The following is a 9,918-nucleotide window of genomic DNA, read 5'->3' on the forward strand; positions in this document are numbered from 1 at the left end:
GCGTCCTACGACGCGCCTGTGATTTCACTGATATCAATCAGATGCAACTGACGCCCCTGATCCTTATAAGGACTGTCGATACAGACATAGCGGGAATTGGGGCTGTAACGGGGATGTGTGTCGACCCGCCACTCACCGGTGTAGAGTTTTGGTGAGTGGAAGTGCCCCAGATCAATTCGCTTCCCGGAAGCGACATGATACAGGTGCGGCGTCTGCATCCGCTCTTTGCCTTTGGGATACGTATCGTTCAGAATCCACTCATTCCCGGGCAGGTAGGTCAGATGTCCTCCATTGTCCAGCACGCCTTTACCCACTTCTTTGAGCTCGGCACCCGATTCATCTTTGACCAGAAAATCACCCCAAGACGGACTGTCAGCAGTCGCCTTGGACTGGGCCAGGATATGCTCGGGATCTCGCCAGATGAAATGCGAGACGAATCCATTATCGATCACCACCCGCACATCACTGCCATCCGGACGGGCCGTGACCAGGCGAGAGAGGCGTTTGCCATTCGGATACTGCCAGCGATGCAGCGTGATGAACCGGGATCCGTCCGGGCTGAACAACAGGTGGTTAAAGTAATGCTTGATATCTTTCTGATTTTTGGGGATGGTGCCCGTCTGGGAAATTTCCTCCAGTGACAGAATCAGCGTGGATTTACCGGTCTCTAGATCCACCCGGAAGATCCCGGAGTCTTTGGGAGCCAGATCCTTGAAATTGGGATCGGGGAAACCGGGATATCCATAGCCGGGTCGCACATCCTGAATTCGACGGAAATCGGGCGTGACCGCAGTCTTCCCATCCGCACTGACCGAATAGATGGGGGAGGGAATGGTGCGTCCCTTCCCGGATTTAACATCCAGAATTCGACTGACAAACTGACCATCCTGCCGATCGTTCCAGATGATTTCTGAAGCAGAACCGGGCAGCCACTGCAGCATGCATCCCTGTTGCCAGTTCCAGGCGGATGATTCTCCCAGTTCGATCCAGCGATCGCCGTCTTCCAGGTCGACCATGCCGATTTTGATCACATCATCGGCCCGGGGAGAACGATGTTCGAAAGCCACTTCCATTCCCAGCACGTAGCGGCTCGTGGGATCAAACTGCAGCTTGTCGTAATAGCCGAACCAGTGATGCCGGGGGCCTTTGGTAATCACCCGCATCGGAGGGAACTTCTGTTCGGCACCGCCCTTTTCCCCGGCACCGAATGACAGACTCCCCAGAGCCGAAGCCCCCACACCAGACATGACCCGAGATATAAATTCACGACGACTGCAGGAATAGTTCGACATCAGTTTTCTCTCTGTTTTGAGTACCGCGGTTTTGGAAAACGACGCAGTAAATGATCTTAATTTAATCATTCCAGACTAGAGGACTGTTCGGAGAAAAGCAACTGCAAACGCTTCCCTGAAAACAGCTTCGAATTAGTTGCACTTCAAACGGGGAGTAACTTCTTTTACACTCGATTCCACCCTATAATGTGGTGACACTTCACAGCACTTGAACCAGGCAGGCTCCCATCGCTCCATAAGGACAGGAGAACCACATCAGTAGAGTGTTCCTCAACCAACACGACCGGATTTTCGATATCCTGAATCTCAGAATTCACGACCCACAGGTTCTGTTAATTATATGAATAGCCCCGTCATCTATGACAACCCGGAAATTCTTCTGGATCAGAAATATACCGTCAGCGATCCCGAAGTCAGAGACATACTGGCCAGCATCGGATTTACCGATCAGGAACGCGCGCTGATTCGACTGCGGGAGCTGTGCACAACGCCCCAGATTCGTAAAGAATTAACCCAGATTCTCCCGACCCTGTTCCAGGCACTGACCGATGCCGCCACCCCGGATGGCTCCCTGATTAACTTCGAACGGTTCATGAACAGCGTTTCGGAACCCGAGACGATGCTCGAGTTCCTCACACAGAATCCACGAGCCGTCGAAATTCTGGTCCGACTCTTTGTGGGCAGTCAGTTCCTCACGGAAATTCTCCTCAAGAACCCCGACTACCTCGAACGGTTGACCCGCTACAACCGGATTGCCGAATTCAAAAGTCAACAGCAGTTCTTCTCAGAAGCAATGGCCATCATGCGGCAGGAGACCGGCAGTGTCGCCGAAAAATTCGATGCCGTTCGTCGTTTCCAGCGCTGGGAACTGCTCCGTATCGGTGCTTGTGACACCTTCGGCCTGATGGACCTCAAAAACATCACCGTGCAGCTTTCGCTACTGGCTGACGGACTGGTGCAATCCTGTTTGACCGTTCTCTCAGAAGATATGGATCTTCCCCTGGATGACTTCGCCGTTCTGGCCTTTGGAAAGCTGGGGGGGGAAGAATTGAACTACAGTTCGGACATCGACCTCGTCTTCATCTCCGGACAGGACTCTACCAAGTACTGGCAGCTCGGCCAGAAACTCATCAAGTCACTGATGGAATCGACGGCTGAAGGCTTCCTGTACCGCGTTGATATGCGTCTCCGTCCCTGGGGACGCTCCGGGGCGCTGGTGACCACGGTCGACGCGTACGTCGATTACTTCGCCAAACATGGTCGCCTCTGGGAAAAGCAGGCGATGCTGAAAGCCCGCGTGATCGCCGGCAATCAGAAACTGGGCATGGAGTTCTTTCGCCGCATCGAACCACAGATCTTCAACTGCGACTCAGAAGAAGTCCGCAAAAATGTGCTGGAGATGAAACAACGGATTGAAGAGACCCTGAAGAAAAAAGGCAAGGAGTGGGGCGAAGTCAAATCCGGCAAAGGCTCTATCCGCGATGTGGAGTTCACGACTCAGTACCTGCAGATGGCTAACGGTGCGAAATACCCCTCAATCCGCAGCATCAACACACTGGACGGGCTTGTGCGACTCGTCGATCATGGCCTCATCCAGGCGGATGAATACCGTCACCTGACCAGCGGCTATGTCTTCTTCCGAAAAATCGAACACGCGCTGCAGCTGATGCACTATAACCAGGAGCATCACATGCCCACCGATGAGCGGGAACTGGCTTACCTCGCCCGGCGGCTTGATTTCCAGGACGGCAAACAGCTGGTGCAGTATTATGAACAGCACCGCAAAGCGGTTCGCAGCATCTACAGAAAATACATCTACGATCCCGCTGAAAACAAAACAGGAAAGCACTCCACGCATTCCGAGCAGGACAGCAATCCCATCGGAATGATGGCGGCCTCTTACACGAAAGTCTTCAACGAAGAAGAAACCGAGCAGCACAGTCAGATGGCTCGCAAGCTGAGTGAGACCAACATCGTCGAGCTCGAAACAGCAAAACGCCCTAACGATCAACTGCGTCTGACCATGGTCGGCTTTGACCAGACCGGCGACCTGTCCCTGATTTGCGGTCTGCTGTTTGTCTACGGATTCGACATTGAGAAAGGGCACCTGTTTACCAATCAGAAGGTCAAACCGGCTCCCGCTTCCGGGCGGTCGACCAAACCGAGTGAGAAGTCTAAAAACACCCGCAAGTTTGTCATCGTGCTCGATGTCAAAGCCTCCGGCCCTGCCGTGGAACCGAATATCTGGACCGACTACCGCAACGACCTTTCCCAGTTGCTGCACAAGGTCGAATCGGGGAATCCTCAGGAAGCTGTGGGAGAACTTGCCAAACGCGTCGCCGCCGGCCTGCACGATCTCGCACAGGCCAGCCAGGTGCTGTACCCCGTTGAAATTGAAGTCGACAACGAAACCGACAGTCGACACACAATTCTCCGCATCCAGTCTGAAGATACGACCGGCTTCCTGTACGAGTTGACTAACGCACTCTCGATGAGCGGCATCGATATCGCCCGCATGGTAATCGATTCGGAAGGAACCCGCGTCAGCGATGTGCTGTATGTCACCGATGACAAAGGGGAAAAAATCAGTGCGGAAGCCCAGCAACAGGGTCTGCGTGCCGCGATCGTCTTGATTAAACACTTCACTCACCTGCTCCCCCGCTCTCCCAATCCGGAATCGGCACTCCTGCACTTCCGCGAGTTCCTGGAACATCTCTTCAAACAACCCAACTGGGTCGAAGAAATTTCCTCGCTGGAGCGCACGAGTGTGCTCAGTGCCCTGGCCCGTCTGCTGGGTGTCAGTGACTTCCTCTGGGAAGACTTCCTCCGCCTGCAGCATTCCAATCTGTTCCCCGTTGTTGCCAACGTGGAAGAATTAAAAAACCGGATTCACCTGGACGAACTCCAGGCTGAACTCGCCGAAGAGCTCGCTGAGGCATCGACTCCCGAAGAACAGCAGGAACGGCTCAACGCCTTCAAAGACCGGGCCATGCTGCGTACCGACATGCGGCACATCCTGGGGCACATCTCTGAGTTCGGTCAGTTCTCAGACGAATTGACCGATGTCGCAGAGGTCGTTGTGGAAGGTGCCTACGAAGTCTGTCATCAGCAGCTACAGGAACGCTACGGCGAGCCGCAACTGGAATCGGGCGGCCCCTGTCATCTTTCGATCTGTGCACTTGGAAAATGTGGCGGACGTGAACTCGGCTTCGCCTCCGACATCGAGCTCATGTTTATCTACGAGGGCTCCGGCCAGACAGATGGCCCCGAAGTCATCACGAATAATGAATACTATCTGAAGCTGGTAGAAAAATTCACCAAGATGATCAAAACCCGCAGCGAAGGTATTTTTCAAATCGATCTGCGGTTGCGACCCTACGGGCAGGCGGGCAGTCTGGCTGTCTCAGCCGAAGCCTTCCAGAGCTACTTCTCTTATGAGGGAGCGGCCTGGCCTTACGAACGTCAGGCGCTGGTCAAACTCCGTCCGATCTCAGGTGATGTGGAATTTGGCAACCAGATCGTCCGCGTCAGGGATCAAATTATCTACTCTGGCAAACCGTTCGACGTCGCCGCGATGCTCGCCATGCGGGAAAAGCAGATTCAGCAGCTCGTCAAAGGGGGCACCATCAACGCTAAGCTCGGGGACGGCGGACTCGTTGATTGCGAATACCTGATCCAGGGCATGCAGATCACATACGGGCACCGGAACCCCGGACTGCGAACCACAAACACTCTCGAAGGTATTGAGTCCCTCAAAAAACTCGGTCTGATCAGCCCCGACGACTTTTACAAACTTCGCGACGCCTACATCTTCCTCCGCAGGCTCATCGATGCGCTCCGCATGGTGCGCGGCAACGCCAGGGACCTGACGGTTCCCCCTCAGGATCAGGAAGAGTTCGAATTCCTCGCCCGACGGCTCGGCTACGGTTCGCACACCGAGAAGCTCCAGGAAGAAATCTCATCCACTATGGACTGCGTCCGCGATTTCAGTCGCCTGCTCGCCCCCATCAAAGCGATGACCATCCGCACCAACGGGTAAATTCAGCCGCAACTTTCCGATTCAAGCTTAAGTTCACAGGCAGGATCTGCCGGTAAGTTCTCAGTTCTGGGGTCACTCTGAGGGCGCTTTTATCATAATGATCACAGACCGGAAATCGACCCGGCACGCCCATATCCCCTTAAAGTCAATTATAGAGGCCACTTACAACCCAATCGGTTTAATTGGCACAATCGATGCTTTTTAACATTCCTCAGACGCGGTCGCAAATTCCAAAACAACCGTAATCTCTTTTAAGGAATGGAAAGATGAAAAAGTTCATGATCGTTTGCGTTGCTTTGGCAGGTGGATTCGCAATGCTCGGGAGTGCCTCCACAGCAGAAGCGGGGGGAGTCAATTTCAGCCTGAATCTGGGCAACGGATATGGCTACAGTAATTACGGTGGATACCGCGGCCGCTATCGCTCACATCAAGTGCGTCCCTACTATCACGGCCGACGTCACTCTTACTGGCATGATACCAGCCATTACGACTATCACCCCGGCGGATTCTACCGGCATCGAAATCATTACCACTATCAGCCCGGTCACTACGACTACCATCAGTCAGGACACTGGGATCATCACTGATCCCGTATCTCCTGTTCTTTAAAAGTGGCGCGAGAAACCCGGACAGATCGAACCCTCGATCTGCCCGGGTAATCGTTTCAGTTCATCGCTGATTTTGCGGGAACATTCCACCAGGCATTGGTCTGCTTCAAGAGCTGTTGAACCAGTTCGGGATGCGCAGCTGCGGCATTGTGCTGCTCAAACGGATCCTGCGCCAGGTTATATAACTCGGGCTTTTCTTCACTCAGCCGGGGTCCGGGGAAGATCGCTTTCCAGTCCCCTTCGATGCACCAGCGATATTTAAGACTCGTGACGGGATCATCAATGTCGACCATATCATGCTCGAAGATCTCGCCGAAAATCGCTTTGCGGTCAGTCTTGCCACCGTTCTGAATCACCTGCAGCAGATTGATCCCTTCCATGGCTCTGGTCGGTTTTAACCCGACGGCATCCAGAATTGTCGGTGCCAGATCGATGCTGCTCACCAGCGTATCATACTCTGCCGGTTTGATTTTCCCCGGCCAGCGAAGCAGGATGGGTGTCCTGAGACCGCCATCATAGGGACTCCGCTTCGACTTGGGGGCATAACGGAAACGACGTTTCATTTTCTTGCGTTCCGCTTCGGATTCAGGCACATACTGAATCCAGCCGTTGTCCGTCACGTAAACAACTATTGTGTTGTCCGACAGCTGTTTCTGATCCAGGTAGTCCAGTAGTTGTCCGCAGGTTTCGTCGAACCACTCAACCATCGCGTAATAATAGGACAGCTCTACTGGAGTTTCTGGATTAAGGTATTTCTTCAGAATCCGCTGAGGTGGATTGTGAGGAGTGTGGGGCAGGAAGGGGGCATACCACAGAAAGAAAGGCTCGTCTTTGCATTCATCAATGAACTCATAAACGGGTTTCATCCCTTCCCGACCGATCTTCAAACCCAGGTCACCATGACGTCCTCCCCGTTTGGGGTCACCATGTGTCATCGCCGATGTGAAGCCGGCCAGGCTGGGATTGCCTTCCCACCATTTGCCACACTGATAACTCTTGTATCCCAGTTTGCCCAGCATTTGAGGCAGGCAGTCAACAGCGCGAACATGTTTCAGCAGCTTCTGGCGATCCATGCCTTTGGGAGGATCATTCCCCGTAATCATATTCTGATGCGGATACAGACCGGTAATCATCGTCATCAGACTGGGGCGACACAGGCTGGTCGGAACATAACCACGTTTGAAGATGGCGCTCTCCGACGCCAGCTTGTCCAGGTTGGGAGTTTGAATCTTTTCATGCCCCATGAAACCATAATCGTTCCAGGCCTGATCATCGGAAATGATCATCACAATATTCGGACGGGACGCGGCTTCAGCCAGTACATTCCGCGGAGCAGCGCAAGCCCCCCAGACCACCAGTACCACCAGCAACAGGTTTTTACACAGCTTCACGATGAACTCCTTATGATACGAGCGCGATCAATGGCCTCTATTCGAATGAACGCCGCCAGGGGGAAGAATCAGGCGGGAGAATTATTCGAAAAAAATTCTTTAAAATCCCCAACGCTGAATCTTATAATGACGTAAGGAACTGCAGAAGACATACACACAGATCCCAACCAAGTTCAATCCATCCTACCAACTACTTCACTAAGATCAATAATTAAAACAACTTACAACCAGACGCATTACTGATCCCCGGTACCCCCCTCAAGCGTTGATTCAATCAGAATAAGAACGTTTTTGCCGGAGATGAAGAGATTGATAAATCAGAATTTTTCAAATGAGACATTCTTGATTCGATTTCCTTGAGTGCGTTGACAGCGTGGAAAATGAGTATTCTAATGTAGTTACACAATTTGTTGTGATTTGAAAAACTCGAACTTCTTGTGATACGGGGCAACCACTGACCGAGGTTTCTGGCTGGCTCAAGCCGGGAGCTTCTTAAGTTAACTGTCACTTACTTTTTAGAAGAATATGAGGAATTTTATGCGGAAAATGATGAACGTAAAAGTAGCGTTGATGTTTGGCCTGGCGATCGCCGGACTGACTCTGATCTGTGGTGAAAAGCAGGTTGAAGCTCGTCCTAACTTCAAAAAAATCTGGGCAGAAACATACCCTGACTCCAAAATGCTGATCGACAAAAAATGCGGCATCTGTCACCCTGGCAAGACCAAGAAAGAAAAGAGTGCCTACGGTCAGGCCGTTGGTAAAGGTCTGTCAAAGCGGAAAGAAACCGACAAGGACAAGATCGTCAAAGCACTCAAAGCTGCTGAAAAGATGCCCAGCCCCACCGAAGGTAAAACTTTTGGTGACTACATCGAAAAAGACGAACTGCCTCCCGTTGGAGATGTTAAAGAGTAATTGACTCCACGGAGTTGCCGACCTCAGTTTTTCCAACATTGAGTCGGGACTACTGAAGTTAAAATATCAAAAGCAGGGTAGTGACAATGGTCATTGCCCTGCTTTTTTTATCCATTCGCTGGCATGTTGATTCAGATGAAAGTCAATCACCAGGGGCAGATGATCGGAAGCCTGACGTGAAAGCTGAGACCGTGCCAGCCTCGCCTGCTTAACACCGATCTCACCGCGAATAAACGCCTTATCCAGCGTCCCCACAGGCATATACGCAGGAAACGACCGAAAGCGGGACGGTGGGCTCGTCACTTCCTGATATTCAAATTCAGAGAACTTCCCGTTCGCCAGAGTATTCCGCCAGTCGTTCGTGTCACCCACAATCAGTGAAGGATGATCATTCCCTTCCCGGAATAACCGATGCGTCAGCAGATGATTGATCTGCCAGTGTCGCTCTTTTTCAGCCAGCCCCAGGTGGAAGTTCACCAGTTGAAAGGGCCCCTCAGGAGAGTCAATCAACACAATCTGGGCGCCGCGCGCTTTCCGCCACTTATTGGTCAGCGAAATCTGATGCTGTGACAGGAACGACCAGCGGGAAAGGATCAGATTGCCGTAGCCCCCTGTCTTCAGCTTGACATTCAGCTGATACAGCGATTCCGGCATATTGAAGTAATCGGCAAAGATCTTCGGCTGGTTATTGAAGCGGGAACGTTTCACATTCCGGTCGACTTCGTGCAGGCAGATGATATCCGGATTTTCCTGCTCGATGACACCGATCACCCGTTCCAGTTGATATCGACGGTCACGTCCGCCAATCCCTTTATGAATGTTATAGCTCAACAGTCGCATATTAGATTTGATTTTACTTGCCAGTGAGTAATGCGGGCGCAACCGGGATCACTCCCAGGTCTGTCGTACCGGGTTTAATTTTAAGCTTGAAGCGTCCCCGTTTCCAATCATCCCGGGCGGCCAGATATCCTGCTTTTTCATGCCAGAGCTGGAACTCCCATTCGCCCACAGGCAGATTCTGAATCTGGAATCGTCCCGAATCATCTGAAGTCGCAAAGTAAGGATGACCCAGAGCCACCAGCCAGCCTTCCTGCCAGGGATGAATGCTGCAGCTCATCCGTAGCGGGAGCTTCTCACCATGTTCAAACTGATGATCGAGTTTTTCTCCGGGAGGCAATAGTTGATTCAGGCTCATATTACGATAAGCCTTCACCTGGAAGCCGTGCGCACAGAGATCTTTATTGACGGCCTGCAGTTTCTGGCGTTTAACCCACAGCCCCGCCACATGCGGCTGAAAGATGCAACCTTTGTTTTCGATGGTGACCGACGCAGGAAGCTTGTCGTACGATGGATGAATCTGAGCTTCCTGCATACGGGATTCCCGCAGGTAGATAAACACATTCGCCAGCCCCCCGTCTTTCCCGGTAACCAGACTCTGATCGACAATCAGATCGTCGAATTTACCACAGATTTCCTGATCCCGGTTGATATCGAGTTTCGCGGGTGCCTGCCGCTCTCCGGTAAACTTAAACTGCCCGGTTAAGTTCCCCCATTCTGCAGCCTGCACCTGTTCCATAGCGTTTAACGCGAGACTCAACCCCAGCAGGCAGCCTGCAATGACCAGTTTTGTACGATTCAAGATCTTCATCTCCTCTCAAGCGGAAGGGGTCTGACAG

7 protein-coding genes are annotated in these 9,918 nt (G+C 52.3%); 3 read left to right on the forward strand and 4 right to left on the reverse strand.

Annotated elements, in window-relative coordinates:
- Positions 1–5: 5 nt before the first annotated feature.
- Entirely contained in the window at positions 6–1,292 is a 1,287-nt protein-coding gene (locus tag RID21_RS26350) for a hypothetical protein (RefSeq protein ID WP_350194142.1), read from the reverse strand.
- A gap of 340 nt (positions 1,293–1,632) precedes the next feature.
- Between RID21_RS26350 and RID21_RS26355 the strand changes: the two genes are divergently transcribed.
- Positions 1,633–5,331 (forward strand): [protein-PII] uridylyltransferase family protein, encoded by a 3,699-nt coding sequence (locus tag RID21_RS26355; protein ID WP_350194144.1) that lies wholly within the window; start codon positions 1,633–1,635, stop codon positions 5,329–5,331.
- Positions 5,332–5,597: 266 nt separating this feature from the next.
- Positions 5,598–5,918 (forward strand): hypothetical protein, encoded by a 321-nt coding sequence (locus RID21_RS26360; RefSeq protein WP_350194146.1) that lies wholly within the window; start codon positions 5,598–5,600, stop codon positions 5,916–5,918.
- Between the two features lie 77 nt (positions 5,919–5,995).
- Here the strand turns inward: RID21_RS26360 and RID21_RS26365 are convergent, their stop codons facing one another.
- Complete coding sequence (locus tag RID21_RS26365) at positions 5,996–7,330, reverse strand: sulfatase family protein (RefSeq protein WP_350194148.1); 1,335 nt, start codon at positions 7,328–7,330, stop codon at positions 5,996–5,998.
- 549 nt (positions 7,331–7,879) lie between these two features.
- Between RID21_RS26365 and RID21_RS26370 the strand changes: the two genes are divergently transcribed.
- Positions 7,880–8,242 (forward strand): hypothetical protein, encoded by a 363-nt coding sequence (locus RID21_RS26370; RefSeq protein WP_350194150.1) that lies wholly within the window; start codon positions 7,880–7,882, stop codon positions 8,240–8,242.
- 90 nt (positions 8,243–8,332) lie between these two features.
- Here RID21_RS26370 and RID21_RS26375 read toward each other — a convergent pair whose 3' ends face one another.
- Together RID21_RS26375 and RID21_RS26380 are read right to left on the reverse strand one after the other, a co-directional pair.
- Entirely contained in the window at positions 8,333–9,082 is a 750-nt protein-coding gene (locus RID21_RS26375) for an endonuclease/exonuclease/phosphatase family protein (RefSeq protein WP_350194152.1), read from the reverse strand.
- Positions 9,083–9,095: 13 nt separating this feature from the next.
- On the reverse strand, positions 9,096–9,881 hold the full coding sequence (locus tag RID21_RS26380) for a hypothetical protein (protein ID WP_350194154.1): 786 nt from the start codon (positions 9,879–9,881) through the stop codon (positions 9,096–9,098).
- Positions 9,882–9,918: the final 37 nt, after the last annotated feature.

Origin of the sequence: Gimesia sp., assembly GCF_040219335.1 — a bacterium.
GTDB lineage: Bacteria > Planctomycetota > Planctomycetia > Planctomycetales > Planctomycetaceae > Gimesia.

What these genes read in the sequence shown, in the direction of transcription:
- RID21_RS26355 (WP_350194144.1), top strand. Translation starts at nt 1,633, where the DNA reads ATGAATAGCCCCGTCATCTATGACAACCCGGAAATTCTTCTGGATCAG.
- RID21_RS26370 (WP_350194150.1), top strand. Translation starts at nt 7,880, where the DNA reads ATGAACGTAAAAGTAGCGTTGATGTTTGGCCTGGCGATCGCCGGACTG.
- RID21_RS26350 (WP_350194142.1), bottom strand. Translation starts at nt 1,292, where the DNA reads ATGTCGAACTATTCCTGCAGTCGTCGTGAATTTATATCTCGGGTCATG.
- RID21_RS26375 (WP_350194152.1), bottom strand. Translation starts at nt 9,082, where the DNA reads ATGCGACTGTTGAGCTATAACATTCATAAAGGGATTGGCGGACGTGAC.
- RID21_RS26360 (WP_350194146.1), top strand. Translation starts at nt 5,598, where the DNA reads ATGAAAAAGTTCATGATCGTTTGCGTTGCTTTGGCAGGTGGATTCGCA.